An 18,392-nucleotide genomic window follows, 5' to 3' on the forward strand; every position below is an offset into this window, starting at 1 on the left:
CGGATTCAACCAACCCGCTGCGCGCCCCGACGACAAAACGGGGCGCGCAGCGTCTTACGCTCGAAGGAACAAACATGGAATGGCTGACCAGCCCGGAAATCTGGGTTGCCTTTTTCACCCTGACCGCACTCGAAATCGTGCTCGGGATCGACAACATCATCATGATCTCGATCCTGGTCAGCCGCATGCCCAAGCACATGCAGCAACGTACCCGGATCTTCGGCCTGGCCCTGGCCATGGTCACGCGGATCTTGCTGCTGCTCTCCATCACCTGGGTCATGCGCCTGACCGACACCCTGTTCGAGGTGTTCGGCCAGGACATTTCCGGGCGCGACCTGATCCTGTTCTTCGGCGGCCTGTTCCTGCTGTGGAAAAGCTCCCAGGAGATCTACCACGGCCTCGAAGGCGAGGACGAAAGTGCCGACGAGCCGGCTTCCGGCAAGGGCGGCAAGTTCCTCTTCACCATCATCCAGATCGCCATCATCGACATCGTGTTCTCCCTGGACTCGGTGATCACCGCGGTCGGCATGGTCTCCCATGTACCGGTGATGATCGCCGCGATCATCGTCGCCGTGCTGGTGATGATGCTCTGCGCCAAGGCCATCAGCGACTTCATCGACAAGCACCCGTCGCTGAAGATGCTCGCCCTGTCGTTCCTGATCGTGGTCGGTACCGTGCTGATCGCCGAAGCCTTCGACGTGCATGTGCCGAAGGGCTACGTGTACTTCGCCATGGCCTTCTCCCTGGCCGTGGAAGCGATCAACATCCGCATGCGCACCGCCATGGCGAAGAAGCGCAACGAGGAACCGGGCGAGCCGGTGAAACTTCGCAAGGACATCCCGGGTCAGTAATACTGGCCAGTCGCTGAATCAAGGCCCCTTTCGGGGCCTTTTTTCATTCAAGGCCGTGGGAAAAACCGCTGGCGCCATGGCTATCAGCGGGCTAAAGCTTAAAGGGAGCACTGGAAACAACCGCCGTCTTTCACGGCCAGGCTCCGAGCGTCATTCATTCGCCCCCATGGGGCACCGCAAAACAGGGGGCCCAGCATGCTGACCCTGCTCAATCTGTTGTCAGCCGTCGCCCTGCTGATCTGGGGCACACATATCGTCCGGACCGGGATCCTGCGGGTCTACGGCTCCAACCTGCGCCGGGTCATCAGCCAGAACATGGCACGACGACCGCTGGCGTTCATCGCCGGGATCCTGGTCACGGCCATGGTGCAGAGCAGCAACGCCACGGCGATGCTGGTGACCTCGTTCGTCGGCCAGGGCCTGATGGCCCTGACCCCCGCTCTGGCGATCATGCTCGGCGCCGACGTCGGTACCGCGCTGATGGCCCGGGTGCTGACCTTCGACCTGTCGTGGCTGTCGCCGCTGCTGATCTTCCTCGGGGTGATCTTCTTCCTCTCGCGCAAGCAGACCCGCGCCGGCCAGCTCGGCCGCGTGGGGATCGGCCTGGGCCTGATCATCCTCGCCCTGCAACTGATCGTCGAAGCCGCCACGCCGATCACCACGGCCCAGGGCGTGAAGGTGCTGTTCGCCTCGCTGACCGGCGATATCCTCCTCGATGCGCTGATCGGCGCGCTGTTCGCCATGGTCTCCTACTCCAGCCTGGCCGCCGTACTGCTCACCGCAACCCTGGCCGGCGCCGGGGTGATCGGCCTGCCGGTGGCGATCGGCCTGGTGATCGGTGCCAACATCGGCAGCGGCCTGCTGGCCTTCATCAGCACCAGCATGCAGAACACCGCCGGGCGCCAGGTGGCCCTGGGCAGCCTGCTGTACAAGCTGATCGGCCTGCTGATCACCATTCCGCTGCTGCATCCCCTGGTCGACTGGATGGACAGCCTGAACTTCCGCCCGCAGGAACTGGTGATCGGCTTCCACCTGCTCTACAACAGCCTGCGCTGCCTGACCCTGCTGCCTACGGTCACCGTGATGGCCAAGGTCTGCACCTGGCTGATGCCGGACCGCCCGCAAGCCAACGGCCACGTCACCCAGCGCCACCTCGACCCGGCCGCCCTGGCCACCCCGAGCCTGGCCCTGGCCAACGCCGTGCGCGAAACCCTGCGGCTCGGCGACCTGGTCGACAGCATGCTGGAAGCGATGAACGGCGTGCTGCGCGGCACCAGGACCACGGTCTCCCAGGAGATGCGCAGCCTCAGCGACGATATCGATGCCCTGTACAACGCGATCAAGCTGTACCTGGCGCAGATGCCCCGGGAAGACCTCAGCGAGCAGGACAGCCAGCGCTGGGCGGAGATCATCGAGCTGGCGCTGAACCTGAAGATGGCCAGCGACCTGATCGAACGCATGCTGCGCAAGATCCAGCAGCAGAAGACCTCGCAACGCCGCGAGTTCTCCGAGGTCGGCCTGGAGGAACTGACCGGCCTGCACGCCCAGCTCCTGGCCAACCTGCGCCTGGGCCTTTCGGTATTCCTCAGCGCCGACCCGGAAAGCGCGCGCCAGTTGCTGCGCGAGAAACGCCGCTTCCGCGCCCAGGAGCGACGCCTGGCCCATGCCCATGTCAGCCGCCTGCAACGCAAGGTGGTACAAAGCATCGAGACCAGCGCCCTGCACCTGGAGCTGATCGCCGATATGAAAAGATTGAATTCATTGTTCTGTAGCAGTGCCTATGTGGTACTCGGGGGGAACGATACTGGCGGTCTGATGATCGACAGCGTGACGGACGAAAGCCCATCGTCCTGACCCCAAACCGCATTGACCCGGTTCAAGGAAGTTCTGCATGCGTTGCCTGATACTCGTCTGCCTGTTGCTGGGCTGTGCCCCCGGCTTTGCCCTCGATCGCAACCAGGTCGAGGGCTACCTGCTGCCCAACGGGCTGCAGGTGCTGCTCAAGTCCGGCTACGAGCGGGATCATGTGTCGATCCGCCTGGTGGTGGGCATCGGCCTGGATGACTTCCCCTGCGAGCAGAAAGAACTGCCGCACCTGCTCGAGCACCTGCTGTTCAGCGGCATCGACGACAGCGGCGAGGGCGGCCTGGAAAAGCGCATGCAGGCCCTTGGCGGCGAATGGAACGCCTACACCAGCAACACCGACACCACCTTCGTCATCGAGGCCCCGGCGCGCAACCAGCGCAAGGTTCTCGACCTGCTGCTGGCGATCCTCCAGCGTACCCAGCTCGACGAGGACGACCTGGCCCAGTCCAGGCGCATCATCGAACGCGAGGACGGTGGGCATTATTCGCGCCTGCAACGCTTCCTCGACCGCCAGGACATCGGCCAGCGCGCCAGTAGCCAGCTGGCGGTGGAGCTGGGGCTGAAATGCGCCGAGCGTTCGGATCTCGACAGCATGACCCTGAAGCAGGTGGAGGAGGTCCGCAAAGGCTGGTACGTGCCGAACAACATGAGCCTGATCATCGTCGGCGGACTCGACCGGGTGCTGCCGGCCTACCTGGAACGGGCCTGGGGCGAATTGGAGCCGGTGGAGCCGGCGGAGCGCCGGGCACTGGACGGCGTCACCCGCCAGGCCGAGGCCAACCGCACTCTGACCCACGGGCTGCTGGGCAACAGCGCGCGGCTGAGCTGGCTGTTTCTCGAGCCGGTGCTGGGCGACGAGCACGACGAAACCCTGGAACTGCTGCAACGCTACCTGGACTGGGCGCTGTACGAAGAGCTGCGGCTCAAGCACGGGCTGTCCTACGGGCCGTGGAGCCAGCGCGAGAGCTTCGGCGACAGCGGCCTGCTCAGCCTGAATGCCGATCTGGAACGGGATCAGGTGGAAGAGGCCGAGGAAGTGATCGCCGACATGCTCAAGCGCCTGCGCAAGGACGGGCTGGACCCGGCGACCTTCGAGCGGGTCAAGGCGGCGGCGATTGCCCGGGAAGCCTGGACGACCCAGGGCAATAGCGCGCTGGCGGATTATTACTGGGGAGCGTTGAACGGCTATGCCGATGGCAAGTTCGTCGACCCGGCCGGGCGCTTGCGGGGGGTGAGCCTGGAGGAGACGAACCAGGCGATGCGCGAGGTGTTCAAGGAAGCCGGGTGGGTGAGGGTGGAGAAGCCGTTGCTTGGCTATGACGAATTGTTCTGGATGGGGGTGTTGGGGGTTGTGTTGGTCGTGGTTGGGGCAGGGATCTGGTATCGGCGGCGGTCTTGAGGGCCCTATCGCTGGCAAGCCAGCTCCCACAGGTCCGGCGGTGCACGCGGTCCCTGTGGGAGCTGGCTTGCCAGCGATGAGGCCCGAACAGACGAAAACCAAGGTATCCTTGTAACCGTATTTTTCAGTCTCAGCGAACACCCCCAAAATGCCAATCTACATCCAGCGCCTCATCGAGCTGATCAAGCGCTATCCCGGGGTCATCGCACTCGGTGGTTTCATTTCCGGTATCGGCAGTTTCATCCTGGTCGACCGCCAGGAAAGCCTGGCCAGCTGGGTTGCCATCCTGATGCTGGTGAGCTGGGTCTGGCTGATGCTGGAAAACACCTTCACCGAACTCTTCGCCCGCACCTTCAAGCGCGAGATCCCCCAGCCGCTGCTGCGCTACGCGACGCAGATGATCCACCAGGAAAGCCTGTTCTTCGTCCTGCCATTCTTCTTCGTCACCACCACCTGGAACAGCGGCCAACTGATCTTCACCGGCCTGCTCGGCGCCGCCGGCCTGGTCTCGATCATCGACCCGCTCTACTACAAGTGGGTCGCCCCGCGGCGCTGGCTGTTCCTCGCCCTGCATACCCTGACCCTGTTCGCGGCGATGCTCACGGCGCTGCCGATCATCCTCCATCTGACCACCGCCGAGAGCTTCAAGCTGGCCCTGGGCGTAGCCATGCTGCTGTCGTTCCCGAGCCTGGCCAGCAGCTTCCCGGTCAACAACGCCAACCGCGCCATCGCCCTGGTGCTGGTGACCCTGGCCATCGGCGGCGCCGGCTGGATGCTGCGCTCCTGGGTGCCGCCGGCGACCCTGTGGATGACCGAAGTGGCGATCAGCGCCGACGTGCGCGACCGCACCCCGAGCGAAAGCCTCAAGGAAGTGAAGGCCAGCCAGATCCGCAGCACCGGGCTCTACGCCTACACCGCGATCAAGGCGCCGCGCGGGCTGAACGAGCGGATCTATCACGTCTGGCAGCTCAACGGCAAAGAGGTCGACCGCATCGCCCTGAATATCAATGGCGGGCGCAAGGAAGGCTACCGCGCCTGGACCCACAAGCAGGTGTTCCCGGCCAATCCGGTGGGGCGCTGGCAGGTAAGGGTGCTGACCGAGGATGGCCAGGTGATTGGTGTGCTGCGGTTCCGGGTTGTGGACGACAGTCAAGCACCCGCCACATAGTGGCGCTATGCTGTCCGGCGCACCTAGGGATAGACCGGAGCCCATGACCAGCCTTCCAAGCCCCGCCAGCGCCATCCTCGACACCGGCCAGAGTCCGGCCTGCCTGCGCCTGAGCGGCGATTGGACCCTGGCCCACTACGCCACTCTCAAGCACGCCATCACCGCGCTCAACGGCCAGTACGACCAGACCACCCGCATCGAGATGGACCAGCTCGGCAAGCTCGATACCGCCGGTGCCTCGCTGCTGGTGGAGCTGCTGGGCCCGGCCCGGGTGGCCCAGCTGGACCAGTGCAACGCCCTGCCCGAAGCCAGCCGCCATCTGCTGCGCAGCGTGCAGGCCTCGCTGACCGAGTTCTGCATTCCGCCGCGGGTTCCGCAAGTCCCGGTGCTGACCCAGTTGATGGCGCGCATCGGCTGCGCCGTGGACACCCTCTGGCAGGACTCGCGCCAGCTCCTCGGCTTTATCGGCCTGATCGTTGCCACCCTGGCCCGCCGCGCCTTCCAGCCCCGGCGCTGGCGCATGACCTCGGTGGTCGCACATATCGAACAGACCGGCCTCGACGCCGCGCCCATCGTCGCCCTGCTGACCTTCCTGGTCGGCGCGGTGGTGGCGTTCCTCGGCGCCACGGTGCTGGCGAGCTTCGGCGCGAGCATCTTTACCGTCGACCTGGTGGCCTTCTCCTTCCTCCGTGAATTCGGCGTGCTGCTGACCGCCATCCTCATGGCCGGCCGCACCGCCAGTGCCTTTACCGCACAGATCGGCTCGATGAAGGCCAATGAAGAGGTAGACGCGATCCGCACCCTCGGCCTCGATCCGGTGGAGCTGCTGGTGATCCCGCGGGTCCTGGCCCTGCTGATTTCCTTGCCGCTGCTGACCTTCCTCGCGATGATCTGCGGCATCCTCGGCGGCGGCGTGGTCTGCGCGCTGTCGCTGGATATCTCGCCGGCGATGTTCCTGTCCCTGCTGGAAGACGATATCGGCGTGCAGCACTTCCTCGTCGGCCTGGCAAAAGCCCCGTTCTTCGCCTTCCTGATCGCCGCCATCGGCTGCCTGGAGGGCTTCAAGGTCAGCGGTAGCGCCGAATCGGTGGGCGCCCACACTACCTCGGCGGTGGTCCAGTCGATCTTCGTGGTGATCATGCTCGACGCCGTGGCCGCACTGTTCTTCATGGAGATGGGCTGGTGAGCCGGACAGACGACCGTGAGGCGGTCATCCAGGTGCGCGGGATGTGCAACCGTTTCGGCCCGCAGAGCGTGCACGAACAACTCGACCTCGACCTGTACCGCGGCGAGATCCTTTCGGTGGTCGGCGGCTCGGGCAGCGGCAAGTCGGTGCTGCTGCGCAGCATCATCGGCCTGCGCCGGCCCAACGAGGGCACGGTGAAGGTCTTCGGCGAGGACCTGCTCGACGCCAACCCCACCGAACGCTCGCTGATCGAACGACGCTTCGGCGTACTGTTCCAGAAGGGCGCACTGTTTTCTTCGCTGACCGTGACCGAGAACGTCGCCCTGCCGCTGATCGAGCATGCCGGCCTGAGCCGCGACGACGCCGAGCATCTGGCAGGCGTCAAGCTGGCGCTGGCCGGCCTGCCGCAGACCGCAGCCGACAAGTACCCGGCCTCGCTGTCCGGCGGCATGATCAAGCGCGCCGCCCTGGCCCGCGCCCTGGCCCTGGACCCGGACATCCTGTTCCTCGACGAACCCACCGCCGGCCTCGACCCCATCGGCGCCGCCGCCTTCGACCAGCTGATCCTGACCCTGCGCGACGCCCTGGGCCTGAGCGTGTTCCTGATCACCCACGACCTCGACACCCTCTACACCATCAGCGACCGGGTTGCGGTGCTGGCGCAGAAGAAGGTCCTGGTGGCCGCCCCCATCGATGAAGTGGCCGAGTACGACGAGCCGTGGATTCACGAATATTTCCATGGCCCGCGTGGCCGTGCGGCGCTCGATGCCGCTGCAGCGCTGAAGGAGAAGTGAGATGGAGCCCCGTGCGCACCATGTAATGATCGGTATGGTCACCGTGCTGGTGGTGGTCGCCGCCATGCTGTTCGGCCTGTGGCTGGCCAAGGCCAGCGTCGATGCGACCTTCAAGGACTACGAGGTGGTCTTCAACGAGGCGGTCACCGGCCTGTCCAAGGGCAGCGCCGTTCAGTACAGCGGGATCAAGGTGGGCGATGTGATGAGCCTGCGCCTCGACCCCGAAGACCCGCGCCGCGTACTGGCGCATATCCGCCTCAACGCCGATACGCCGATCAAGCAGGACACCCAGGCCAAGCTGACCCTGACCGGCGTCACCGGCACCTCGCTGATCCAGCTCAGCGGCGGCACCCCGGGCAGCCCGCCGCTGGTGGGCAAGGGCGGCAAGCTGCCAGTGATCATCGCCTCGCCATCGCCCATCGCCCGTCTGCTGAACAACAGCAGCGACCTGGTGACCAACATCAACCTGCTGCTGCACAACGCCAACCGGCTGTTCTCCGAAGACAACGTCAACCGCCTGGGCGCGACCCTGCAGAACCTGGAGCAGACCACCGGCGCCGTGGCCGCCCAGCGCGAAGACATCAGCCAGGCGATCAAGCAGCTGTCCAGCCTCGGCCAGCAGGCCGGTACCGCTTTGGAACAGACCGGCGAACTGATGCGCAACGCCAACCAGCTGCTTGGCAGCCGCGGCCCCGACATCGCGAAAAGCGCCGACCAGGCCATGCAGTCCCTGGCGCAAAGCACCGCGACCCTCAACGCCCTGCTGGAAAGCAACCGCGACGCCATCGACAGCGGTGCCCAGGGCTTCCGTGACCTGTCCCCGGCGATCCGCGAGCTGCGTGACACCCTCAATTCCCTCAAGGCCATTTCCCGCCGCCTTGAAGCCAACCCCAGCGGCTACCTGCTTGGCCGTGACCAAAGCAAGGAGTTCGAGCCATGAGACTCGCCAGCCGTCTGTCCCTGGCCCTGCTGATCAGCCTGAGCGGCGCCTGCTCGATCCTGCCCAAGGCGGAGAACGCCGAGGTCTATCGCCTGCCGGCGCATACCGCCGCGTCCAGTGCGGCGCCGGTGAGCTGGTCGCTGCGGGTGAACAAGCCGATCACCAGCGATGCCCTGGACATGCCACGCATCGCCGTGGTGCCCCAGGGTGACATGATCAGCACCTACAAGGGTGCACGCTGGACCGACCCGGCCCCGGCGCTGCTGCGCAACCGCATCCTCGACGCCTTCCAGCGCGACGGCCGGGTGCCGCGCCTGAGCGCCGACGACAGCAACCTGCAATCGGATTTCGAGCTGGTGGGCGAGTTGCAGGCGTTCCAGAGCGAATACACGGCGCAGGGTGTCGAGGCATTGATTCGCCTGGATGCGCGGCTGGTGGACGGGCGCACCCAGCGCATCCTGGTCAGCCGGCGCTTCGAGGTGCGTCAGGTGCTAGGGGACAAGAACGTGCCGACGGTGGTCGCCGGCCTTGGCCAGGTGACGGACAAGGCCATGGCGCAACTGCTGGACTGGACCGTGGCCCAGGCCAGCCAGCATCAGCCGAAGAACCAGTAGCACACCGCGATGGCGCCCAGCACCCCGGCCAGTTCGGCGAGCAGGGCGCAGCCCACGGCATGCCGGGTGCGCTGGATGCCGACGGCGCCAAAGTACACCGCCAGCACGTAGAAGGTGGTTTCCGTGCTGCCCTGCACGGTGGCCGCGACCAGTGCCGGGAAGCTGTCCACGCCGTGGGTCTGCATGGTCTCGATGAGCATGGCCCGCGCCGCGCTGCCGGAGAACGGCTTGACCATGGCGGTGGGCAAGGCATCGACGAAGCGGGTGTCCCAGCCCAGCCACTCCACTGTATGGCGGATGCCTTCCAGGCCGAATTCCAGGGCTCCGGAGGCACGCAGCACGCCGACCGCGCAGAGCATGGCGACCAGGTACGGCAGCAGGTTCTTCGCCACATCGAAGCCTTCCTTCGCCCCCTCGACGAAGGTTTCGTACACCTTTACCTTCCTCAGCGCACCGATCAGCAGGAACAGGATGATCAGGCCGAACAGGGTCAGGTTGCCGAGGATCGACGACAGGCTGGCCAGGGCGGTGGCCGACAGCCCGGCAAGAATCGCCATGAAACCGCCGAGCAGCAGCGCACCGGGAATCAGGTAGGCAAGTACCACCGGGTCCCACAGGCGCAGGCGCTGGACGATGGCCACCGAGAACAGGCCGACCAGGGTCGAGCAACTGGTGGCCAGCAGGATCGGCAGGAACACCAGGGTCGGGTCCATCGCCCCTTGCTGGGCGCGATACATGAAGATGGTGACTGGCAGCAGGGTCAGGGACGAGGCGTTGAGCACCAGGAAGAGGATCTGCGCGTTGCTCGCCGTTGTCGGGCTCGGGTTCAGTTCCTGCAAGGCGCGCATGGCCTTGAGGCCGATCGGGGTGGCAGCGTTGTCCAGGCCCAGGCCGTTGGCGGCGAAGTTCAGGGTGATCAGGCCGAGGGCCGGGTGGCCAGGCGGGACTTCCGGCATCAGGCGACGGAACAGCGGGCCCAGGACCTTGGCCAGCCATTCGACGATCCCGGCCTGCTCGGCGATCTTCAGGAAGCCCAGCCACAGGGTCAGGGTGCCGAACAGCAGGACCATCACTTCTACCGAAAGCTTGGCCATGGCAAAGATGCTTTCGACCATTGCCGCGAAGATCCCGGCATTACCGCCTATCAGCCATTGCCCCAGCGCCGAGATGGCCGCCACCACGAAGAAACCAAGCCAAAGGCCGTTGAGCATCCGAACGAACTCCCGTCAAAGATGGGCTGAATGATAGCGGAAGCAGGAAGGCCCTGGCACGACAAGGTAGGAGCGTGGCTTGCCCGCGAAGGAGTGCGAAGCGCTCCCAAAAGTGGTGCTGACAGTGAGATTTTGGGACCGCTTGCGCGCTCCTTCGCGGGCAAGCCACGCTCCTACAGGCGTTGCGGCGGCTGGATGTGAAAAAGCCCCGACGATGCGGGGCTTCTTCATTCAGCGCGGTACAGGCCTCAGGAATTGAGGGCCTTGCCCGCCACCGCCGCTTCCTTGCTGCGCCAGTGCGGCAGGGAGTTCCAGTATTTCTGGCCTTTCTCAGCGTCGTACATGCCTTCCCAACGGGCGATGACCAGGACCGCCAGGGCGTTGCCGATCACGTTCAGGGCAGTACGCGCCATGTCCATGATGCGGTCGACACCGGCGATAAATGCCAGGCCTTCCAGCGGAATACCCACGCTGCCCAGGGTCGCCAGCAGCACCACGAACGACACGCCCGGCACACCGGCGATACCTTTCGAAGTAACCATCAGGGTCAGCACCAGCAGCAGTTGCTGGCTGATCGACAGGTCGATGCCGTACAGCTGGGCAATGAAGATCGCCGCGATGCTCTGGTACAGGGTCGAACCGTCGAGGTTGAACGAGTAGCCGGTCGGGACCACGAAGCTGCAGATGGCCTTCGGCGCACCATAGGCTTCCATCTTCTCGATCACCCGCGGCAGCACGGTCTCGGAGCTGGCGGTGGAGTAGGCCAGGACCAGTTCGTCCTTGAAGATGCGCATCAGCTTGATGATCGAGAAGCCGAACAGGCGCGCCACCAGGCCCAGGACCATGAAGGCGAAGAAGGCGATGGCGAAGTACACCAGTAGCACCAGCTTGGCCAGCGGCAGCAGCGAGGCGAAGCCGAAGTTGGCGACGGTCACGGCGATCAGGGCGAATACGCCGATCGGGGCGTAGTTCATGATCATGTGGGTGACCTTGAACATGGCTTCGGAAACGCCCTGGAAGGTCTTCACCAGCGGGTCGCGAATCTCGGCGTTGAGGCTCGACAGGCCCAGGCCGAACAGCACCGAGAAGAAGATGATCGGCAGCATTTCACCGCGCATCAGCGCCGCGAAGATGTTCGACGGGATCAGGTTGAGGATGGTCTCGATGAACGCGTGCTCATGCTGCACCTCGGCCGCGGTGGCCTGGTACTTGGAGATGTCCACGGTGCCCAGGGTGCTCATGTCGATGCCGGCGCCCGGGTGGAACAGGTTGGCCAGGACCAGGCCGACGACGATGGCGATGGTGGTCACCACCTCGAAGTAGATGATCGTCTTGAGGCCGATACTGCCAAGTTTCTTCGCGTCGCCAACCCCGGCGATACCCACGATCAGCGACGAAATCACGATCGGGATGACGATCATCTTGATCAGGCGAATGAAGATGTCACCGGCAGGCTGCAGCACGTTGCTGATCCACCATGCCTTTTCTGCACTGAAGTGATTCAGCAAGGCGCCGATGGCGATACCCAGGACAAGACCGATGAGGATCTGCCAGGCGAGGCTTAGTTTTGCCTTCTTCATGTCATTACCTTTTTCTTCAAGTGGACACGGGCATTGCGCTGTAACCGGCATTCCAGAGCGGCTGATAGCCTCCCAGGAAACTTCTTCGGCAACAGTCAAGGGCACCGCAGAAGGTCGTCGCCAGTGAACGCGAACGGTCTCTGGCTGGCGAAAAAAGGCGCAACTATTCAGGCGGGAGGGGGCCAGGTCTAATGCCGGAAACGAGTACCCTATGCCGAATCGGCATGAGTTTTTGCGCGAAAAACGGGCGTCGGAAGGGCTTTTGCGCAGGGTGTTCGGAATCCCGAATACGACCGATCCGCCATATTTCGGCAGATTCACAGGATGTTTAATCCACAGAAGCTATCGGTGTTCGACAATCCGAATGGGCAGAAAAGCACCCGGATGGTGTAGGAAAATTGACGAAAATATTTTGGTGGACAGACGAGCGGGTGGCAGATTTGTCATCTATCGGAAAGAAACGGGGGAAGGGTGCTGCCGGGACAGTCCGGCCAGGGTGCCCCGTTTCCAGGACACCCCGACAGACCCGCTCCCGGCAATTGCTTTCCTGACCCGGCCCTGTGCGGAGGTACTCCTTGTACCCCTAGGCGGCTCCGATACTGCATCGATCAGAGCTGCCCGGCCCCCTGGTCATGCACCTACCCTCCTCGGGTGGGCGCAACATAGAAGCCTGAACGGGAGAAAGGTTCAGCTTCTGTCAGAGTACCGATGCGCCCGGCGGCGCCTCAGTACCAATTCGGATCACGCTTGAGCTGTTCCTTGAGCATGGCCTGCATGCCTTCATCCGGGTCACCAAGCCAGCGGTAATCGGCGTGGCGGGTCGGTGACTTGTCGCCCGGCAGTCCTTCGGGCACCTCGACCAGCATTGCGTAGGCTTTTTCCTTGTCCCAACGGAAAGCCACGATCAGCCGCTTGTTCAGGCACTTGCCAGCACTCTCGCAGAGCGGACCGACCAGGTACTTGTCACCGTCTTCCTCGACGGCGGACATCTGCTGCTCGGACACCCCGCTCAGGTTGAGCACCCACTCGGGCAGTCGCTCCTGCTTTTCGACCACGTCCTGCCAGGTTTCCCGATACTCGGGGTCCGAGCCGAGTACATCGGTGACCCGGACCTGGCCGTCATTGGCCGCCATTGCCGCCGAACCGCCGGCCAACAACAGGCCGGCGACCAGGGCGTTGCGTATCACGCCTTTCATTGCCTCAGCCTCGACCGCGACGACCAAAGAAGAAGGAAGCCACGAACAGCACCAGGAAGACTATGAAGAGAATCTTCGCGATACCGGTAGCGGCGCCGGCGATACCACCGAAGCCCAGCACGGCAGCGACAATGGCGATGATCAGGAAGGTAATGGCCCAACTCAACATGGTGATTCTCCTTCTGTTTTGGAAACGTTCACGCTACGCCTGCGGTCAGAACACCCAGCGCTGGGTCGGCGCCTGGGTCGAATCATCGACACTGGCGGCCGGCAGCACTTGCGAGCGCATGATCGGAGCGGTTTGCAACGGGGCGGCGCGGCTTTCATGGATGCGCACCACCTGCACAGCGAGTTGGCGTTCGACCTTGCTGGCCTGCCAGGCGTGATAGACCTGACCGGCAACCAGGGTCAGCAGCAACGCCAGCACAAGAAACAGCGCCTGACGCAAATGATGTGGCGATATAAGCACCAGGGCGGCGGAAGTGCGTTTCATGTGCCGGGCTCCTCTTGCTGCAATGTTGTTATGACCTGGGAGAGATATTGCAGCCTGCATGCCAGCTTTTTGAGATTGAATTTTTCCTTTTAAATCAATAGCTTACGATTATCCTGAAACGCACCGGGAGAGCATCCTGCACGACGCCCCCTGCGACAGTCGTGCGTTTTGCATGAACGAGTGACGGTTTTTCAGCGTCAAAAAGCCCGACAGGCGGTCGAAAACCGCGAGCTAGCATCAGAGGTAGGGATGAATCAGAATAATCCATGCAACTTGCACGATTTTTCCGACACTAACCAAGATAATTCCCAAGGAGCGTAGGAAATGGAGTCAGCCCCCGAGCCTCAAGGCCGCATTCTGCTGGTGGACGACGAGTCCGCCATCTTGCGTACCTTCCGTTATTGCCTGGAGGACGAGGGCTATACCGTGGCCACCGCCAATAGCGCGGCCCAGGCCGAGACCCTGTTGCAGCGCCAGGTCTTCGACCTGTGCTTCCTCGACCTGCGCCTGGGCGAGGACAACGGCCTCGACGTGCTCGCGCAGATGCGCATCCTCGCGCCGTGGATGCGCGTAGTGATCGTCACCGCCCACTCGGCCGTCGATACTGCGGTGGACGCGATCCAGGCCGGCGCCGCCGATTACCTGGTCAAGCCGTGCAGCCCGGACCAGTTGCGCCTGGCCACCGCCAAGCAGCTGGAAGTGCGCCAGCTCTCGGCACGCCTGGAAGCCCTCGAAGGCGAAGTGCGCAAGCCCAAGGACGGTCTGGATTCCCACAGCCCGGCCATGATGGTGGTGCTGGAAACCGCACGGCAGGTGGCGACCACCGACGCCAACATTCTTATCCTCGGCGAGTCCGGTACCGGTAAAGGCGAACTGGCCCGGGCCATCCACGGCTGGAGCAAGCGTGCACGCAAGGCCTGCGTGACCATCAACTGCCCGTCGCTGACCGCCGAACTGATGGAAAGCGAGCTCTTCGGCCACAGCCGCGGCGCCTTCACCGGGGCCAGCGAAAGCACCCTGGGCCGGGTCAACCAGGCCGACGGCGGCACGCTGTTCCTCGACGAGATCGGCGACTTCCCGCTGACCCTGCAACCCAAGCTGCTGCGCTTTATCCAGGACAAGGAATACGAGCGGGTCGGCGACCCGGTGACGCGCCGCGCCGACGTGCGCATCCTCGCCGCCACCAACCTCAACCTCGAGGACATGGTCCGCGAAGGCCGCTTCCGTGAAGACCTGCTCTATCGCCTCAACGTCATCACCCTGCACCTGCCGCCGCTGCGCGAACGCAGCGAGGACATCCTGACCCTGGCCGAGCGTTTCCTCGCACGCTTCGTCAAGGAATACTCGCGCCCGGCCCGGGCCTTCAGCGACGAGGCCCGTGCGGCCCTGCTCAACTACCGCTGGCCGGGCAACATCCGCGAGCTGCGCAACGTGATCGAACGGGCCAGCATCATCTGCGCCCAGGAGAAGGTCGAGATCAGCCACCTGGGCATGGCCGAGCAACCGGCCAGCAACGCTCCGCGGATCGGCGCGGCGCTGAGCCTGGACGAGCTGGAACGGGCGCATATCGGCGCGGTGCTGGCCACCAGCGACACCCTCGACCAGGCCGCCAAGACCCTCGGCATCGATGCCTCGACCCTGTACCGCAAGCGCAAGCAGTACAACCTATGAGATGGGCGATGAAGCTGCGGACACGGCTGTTTCTCAGCATCTCCGCGCTGATCACCGTGGCCCTGCTGGGCCTGCTGCTGAGCCTGGTCAGCGTTCAGCAGATGGCCAGCTCGCAGCAGGCGATGATCCGCAACAACACCTTCGTCCTCGACATGGGCCTGCGCCTGCGGCAAAACCTCAGCGAGCAGTTGACCCAGATCCTCGATGACAGCAACGACCCGCGGGTGCTGGAGGAGCTGCAGGCGCAGTTTCAGCAGTTGCTCGATGACGGCATGCAGCACGAGAAGGCATTCGACGAAACCGAACAGGACTTCGCCAAGGCCAATGCCGAGTACCAGAACTTCCTCCAGCAACTCAAGGCCGCCGCCTCGCCGTCCCGCAGCCTGAGCGTCGACGAGCCGCTGGGCCAGGCCTTCAGCGTGCTGCGCACGACCCTGATCGAGTACCACAAGCAGGCGGTGGAGCAGATCCGCGATGCCGAGAAGATCTCCCGGGACCGCGCGGTATTGATGTCTGGCGTGCTCGGCCTGGTCGCCCTGGCGGTACTCGCCCTCGGCTTTCTCACCGCCCATGGCATCGCCCGGCGCTTCGGCCAGCCCATCGAAGCGCTGGCCAGTGCCGCCGACCAGGTCGGGCTGGGCAATTTCGACGTGACCCTGCCGGTGACCTCGGCCCTGGAAATCAACCAGTTGACCAAGCGCTTCGGCCTGATGGCCGAGGCCCTGCGCGAGCACCAGGCAACCAACGTCGACGAACTGCTGGCCGGTCAGCAGCGCTTGCAGGCGGTGCTCGACAGTATCGACGACGGCCTGCTGATCATCGACCGCCAGGGCCACCTGGAACACCTCAACCCGGTAGCCCAGCGCCAGTTGGGCTGGGACGACTCCCGCGTCGGCAGCCGCCTGGGCGAGGCCTTGCAGCGCCCCGAGCTGGACCAGCAACTGCACCTGATCCTGCGCGGCGGCAGCCTGGAGCGGGTGCCGGAAGACCTGCACCTGGAGATCGACAAGGAAAACCGCGTCCTGACCTACAGCCTGACCCCGGTGGTCCGCGCGGACGGGCAGATCCTAGGCGCGGTCATGGTGCTCCACGACGTCACCGAGCAACGGGCCTTCGAGCGGGTCCGCAGCGAGTTCGTCCTGCGCGCCTCCCACGAGCTGCGCACGCCGGTCACCGGCATGCACATGGCCTTCGGCCTGCTCAAGGAGCGGCTCAAGTTCCCGGAGGACAGCCGCGAAGGTGACCTGTTCGAGACCATCGGCGAGGAAATGCAGCGCCTCACCCAACTGATCAACGACCTGCTGAACTTCTCCCGGTACCAGAGCGGCCAGCAGAAGCTTGAACGCAGTGTCTGCGCCCTCGATGACCTGCTGGAACGTGCCCGTGACCGCCATGCCCAGGCCGCCGGCGCCAAGCAGATCGAGCTGCAACTGGAACTGGACTCGCCCTTGCCGCGGATTCAGGCGGATATCAGCCAGCTCGATCGGGTCATGGACAACCTGCTGGACAACGCCATTCGCCATACCCCCAAGGGCGGAAACATCCGCCTTCAGGCCCGTCGCCACGGTGAGCGGGTGATCGTCAGCGTCGAAGACAGCGGCGAGGGCATCGCCTACAGCCAGCAGGGAAGGATCTTCGAGCCGTTCGTCCAGGTCGGACGCAAAAAGGGCGGCGCCGGCCTCGGCCTGGCCCTGTGCAAGGAGATCGTGCAACTGCACGGCGGGCGCATGGGCGTGTATTCACGGCCGGAGCACGGCACCCAGTTCTATATGGCGTTGCCGGTCTGATCAGGCTTCGTCGTCGATCCGCCGTGGCCCGAGACGCCGGCCACGGGTGATCAGCTCGGCGAACTGCCGCGCATTCAGCGGGTGGGCGAACAGCCAGCCCTGGCCGTAATTGACCCCTTCGCTATTGAGCAACTGGGCCTGGTCCTCGTATTCGATGCCCTCGGCGATCACCCGCAGTTGCAGGGCGTGGGCCATGCGGATGATATGCGGGGCCACGCCGCTGCTGGCGGCGTCATGGCCAAGGGCATCGATAAAGGCCTTGTCGATCTTCAGGCAGTCCACCGGCAGGGTCTGCAGATAGGCGAGGCTGCAATAGCCGGTGCCGAAATCGTCGATCAGCACCTGATGGCCCACTGCCCGCAGCGCCTGGAGATTGTCCCGGGCCACTACCACGTCGATCAGTCCGCGCTCGGTCACCTCGAAGGCGATCTGGCTGGCCGCCACATGGTGGATCGCCAGCAGGCGCGCCGCGACCCGGCCAATGCGCGGCACCATCACATCGCAAGCCGCCAGGTTGACCGAGATGTACAGCTGCGGATTGGCCCGCAACAACTGGCCGAGCTGCTCGAACACCCGTTGCAGGACGAAATCGGTGATCTGGCGGATCTGCCCGGTGTTTTCCGCCAACGGGATGAACAGCTCCGGGCTGGTCAGGGTGCCGTCCGGGCGGCGCCAGCGCACCAGGGCTTCGGCGCCGACACAGCGACGGCTGGCCAGTTCGAAGATCGGCTGGTAGAGCACCTGCAATTCGTTACGGCGCAGCGCGCCCTGCAGTTCCGAGCTCATCGAGCGGCTTTGCTGCACCAGTTGCAGTACCGCCCAACCGATGCACCAGGCCAGCAGCAGGCTGCCGGGGAACAGCAGCCACAACGCGCCGCTCATCTTCAGTTGCTGGCTGGTACGCGGGGCGATCAGGACGAGCTGGTAGTCCGGGGATTTGGTCGGCATGCGGTAGATCAGGCGGTCGGGCAGTTCGACCAGAGCCTTTTTCGACTCGGGTGGCCAATGGCGGCTGGCCGGTGGCCAGTGCTGCACCGGCCCCAGCACCGGGACCGCACGGGAGCCCTGGTCGAGCACCACCAGCAGGCTGCCACCGGCGGGCAGGTCGACCACATCGGTCAGGTGTCCACGGGAGGTAGAGACCCGGAAAGGCCCGCGGCCGAGGATCAGGGCAGCGCGGTTATCGTCGGGCTCGGTGCTGGTGTTCAGCCAGTAGCTGTAGGTGGGGCCGCGGATATCCGGGGGTGGCAGGGACTCGAAGGTACGATCGCCGAGGCGGCTGGAGCAGATCTGCTGATCGTCGATATAGGCCGCCTCGAAGACGAAGCGGTTGTTGAAGGCGACTTGTTGCAGGGCGGAATACATTTCGAAACTGCAGCCACGGACGGGCTGCAACTGGAGCTGGTCGACGCTTTGTCGGAGCTGGCCGAAGATCTGCTCCAGGCGCTCCAGGAAGCGCTCACCGCGGGCGTTCATCTGTTCGCTTTCGTTGACCTGCACCTGGTGCATGGCCAGGCCCAGGCTGCCCAATAAAAGCAAAAAGGCGCTTGCCGAGGCTGCCAGCGAGGCCAGGAGCCAGGGTCGATATAACAGGCCGCGTAACAGCTGGAGGGCAGGCGCCATCTGGAATATCCCG

The 18,392-nt window shown here is 64.4% G+C and carries 16 protein-coding genes; 10 read left to right on the forward strand and 6 right to left on the reverse strand.

The genetic code is table 11. The annotated features are described in order from the left end of the window. Positions 1 to 74 precede the first annotated feature (74 nt). From AC2CQI_RS19925 to AC2CQI_RS19960, 8 genes are all read left to right on the forward strand, one after another. The gene (locus AC2CQI_RS19925; protein WP_075801974.1) at positions 75 to 851 is read left to right on the forward strand and encodes a TerC family protein; all 777 of its coding nucleotides are present in this window, start codon (positions 75 to 77) and stop codon (positions 849 to 851) included. 195 nt (positions 852 to 1,046) lie between these two features. Further along, complete coding sequence (locus tag AC2CQI_RS19930) at positions 1,047 to 2,705, forward strand: Na/Pi cotransporter family protein (RefSeq protein WP_075801975.1); 1,659 nt, start codon at positions 1,047 to 1,049, stop codon at positions 2,703 to 2,705. A gap of 37 nt (positions 2,706 to 2,742) precedes the next feature. Continuing rightward, on the forward strand, positions 2,743 to 4,116 hold the full coding sequence (locus AC2CQI_RS19935) for a M16 family metallopeptidase (RefSeq protein WP_075801976.1): 1,374 nt from the start codon (positions 2,743 to 2,745) through the stop codon (positions 4,114 to 4,116). 148 nt (positions 4,117 to 4,264) lie between these two features. Next, positions 4,265 to 5,284 carry a DUF5924 family protein gene (locus tag AC2CQI_RS19940; protein WP_484577660.1) on the forward strand — a complete coding sequence of 340 codons (1,020 nt, stop codon included), beginning with the start codon at positions 4,265 to 4,267 and terminating at the stop codon, positions 5,282 to 5,284. A 43-nt stretch (positions 5,285 to 5,327) separates the two neighbouring features. Then, complete coding sequence (locus AC2CQI_RS19945) at positions 5,328 to 6,470, forward strand: ABC transporter permease (RefSeq protein WP_075801978.1); 1,143 nt, start codon at positions 5,328 to 5,330, stop codon at positions 6,468 to 6,470. A gap of 41 nt (positions 6,471 to 6,511) precedes the next feature. Then, the gene (locus AC2CQI_RS19950; RefSeq protein ID WP_484580645.1) at positions 6,512 to 7,264 is read left to right on the forward strand and encodes an ABC transporter ATP-binding protein; all 753 of its coding nucleotides are present in this window, start codon (positions 6,512 to 6,514) and stop codon (positions 7,262 to 7,264) included. Between the two features lies 1 nt (position 7,265). Continuing rightward, positions 7,266 to 8,204: an MlaD family protein gene (locus AC2CQI_RS19955; protein WP_075801980.1), complete on the forward strand. Its 939-nt coding sequence runs from the start codon at positions 7,266 to 7,268 to the stop codon at positions 8,202 to 8,204. Further along, positions 8,201 to 8,818 (forward strand): ABC-type transport auxiliary lipoprotein family protein, encoded by a 618-nt coding sequence (locus AC2CQI_RS19960; protein WP_075801981.1) that lies wholly within the window; start codon positions 8,201 to 8,203, stop codon positions 8,816 to 8,818. The genes AC2CQI_RS19955 and AC2CQI_RS19960 overlap by 4 nt, the downstream gene beginning before the upstream one ends. Here the strand turns inward: AC2CQI_RS19960 and AC2CQI_RS19965 are convergent. The 5 genes from AC2CQI_RS19965 to AC2CQI_RS19985 all read right to left on the reverse strand — a co-directional run bounded on the left by AC2CQI_RS19965 (position 8,800) and on the right by AC2CQI_RS19985 (position 13,298). Beyond that, positions 8,800 to 10,029 carry a nucleoside recognition domain-containing protein gene (locus AC2CQI_RS19965; protein WP_075801982.1) on the reverse strand — a complete coding sequence of 410 codons (1,230 nt, stop codon included), beginning with the start codon at positions 10,027 to 10,029 and terminating at the stop codon, positions 8,800 to 8,802. The two genes, AC2CQI_RS19960 and AC2CQI_RS19965, sit on opposite strands and share 19 nt — an antisense overlap. 248 nt (positions 10,030 to 10,277) lie before the next feature. Continuing rightward, positions 10,278 to 11,609, reverse strand: a complete 1,332-nt coding sequence (gene gltP / locus AC2CQI_RS19970) for a glutamate/aspartate:proton symporter GltP (RefSeq protein ID WP_484577661.1) — start codon at positions 11,607 to 11,609, stop codon at positions 10,278 to 10,280. Positions 11,610 to 12,334: 725 nt separating this feature from the next. Next, on the reverse strand, positions 12,335 to 12,805 hold the full coding sequence (locus tag AC2CQI_RS19975) for an inhibitor of vertebrate lysozyme family protein (protein WP_075801984.1): 471 nt from the start codon (positions 12,803 to 12,805) through the stop codon (positions 12,335 to 12,337). Between the two features lie 4 nt (positions 12,806 to 12,809). Then, positions 12,810 to 12,974 carry a DUF1328 domain-containing protein gene (locus tag AC2CQI_RS19980; protein WP_009401691.1) on the reverse strand — a complete coding sequence of 55 codons (165 nt, stop codon included), beginning with the start codon at positions 12,972 to 12,974 and terminating at the stop codon, positions 12,810 to 12,812. A gap of 45 nt (positions 12,975 to 13,019) precedes the next feature. After that, complete coding sequence (locus AC2CQI_RS19985) at positions 13,020 to 13,298, reverse strand: hypothetical protein (protein WP_075801985.1); 279 nt, start codon at positions 13,296 to 13,298, stop codon at positions 13,020 to 13,022. Positions 13,299 to 13,622: 324 nt separating this feature from the next. On the opposite strand from AC2CQI_RS19985, the gene algB reads away from it, so the two are divergent. Continuing rightward, positions 13,623 to 14,969 (forward strand): sigma-54-dependent response regulator transcription factor AlgB, encoded by a 1,347-nt coding sequence (gene algB / locus AC2CQI_RS19990; RefSeq protein WP_075801986.1) that lies wholly within the window; start codon positions 13,623 to 13,625, stop codon positions 14,967 to 14,969. Beyond that, complete coding sequence (locus AC2CQI_RS19995) at positions 14,966 to 16,756, forward strand: KinB sensor domain-containing domain (protein WP_484577662.1); 1,791 nt, start codon at positions 14,966 to 14,968, stop codon at positions 16,754 to 16,756. The genes algB and AC2CQI_RS19995 overlap by 4 nt, the downstream gene beginning before the upstream one ends. Here AC2CQI_RS19995 and AC2CQI_RS20000 read toward each other — a convergent pair whose 3' ends face one another. Continuing rightward, positions 16,757 to 18,379 (reverse strand): EAL domain-containing protein, encoded by a 1,623-nt coding sequence (locus tag AC2CQI_RS20000; RefSeq protein ID WP_484577663.1) that lies wholly within the window; start codon positions 18,377 to 18,379, stop codon positions 16,757 to 16,759. Positions 18,380 to 18,392 lie beyond the last annotated feature (13 nt).

This window comes from Pseudomonas sp. P2S-1, from assembly GCF_057197725.1.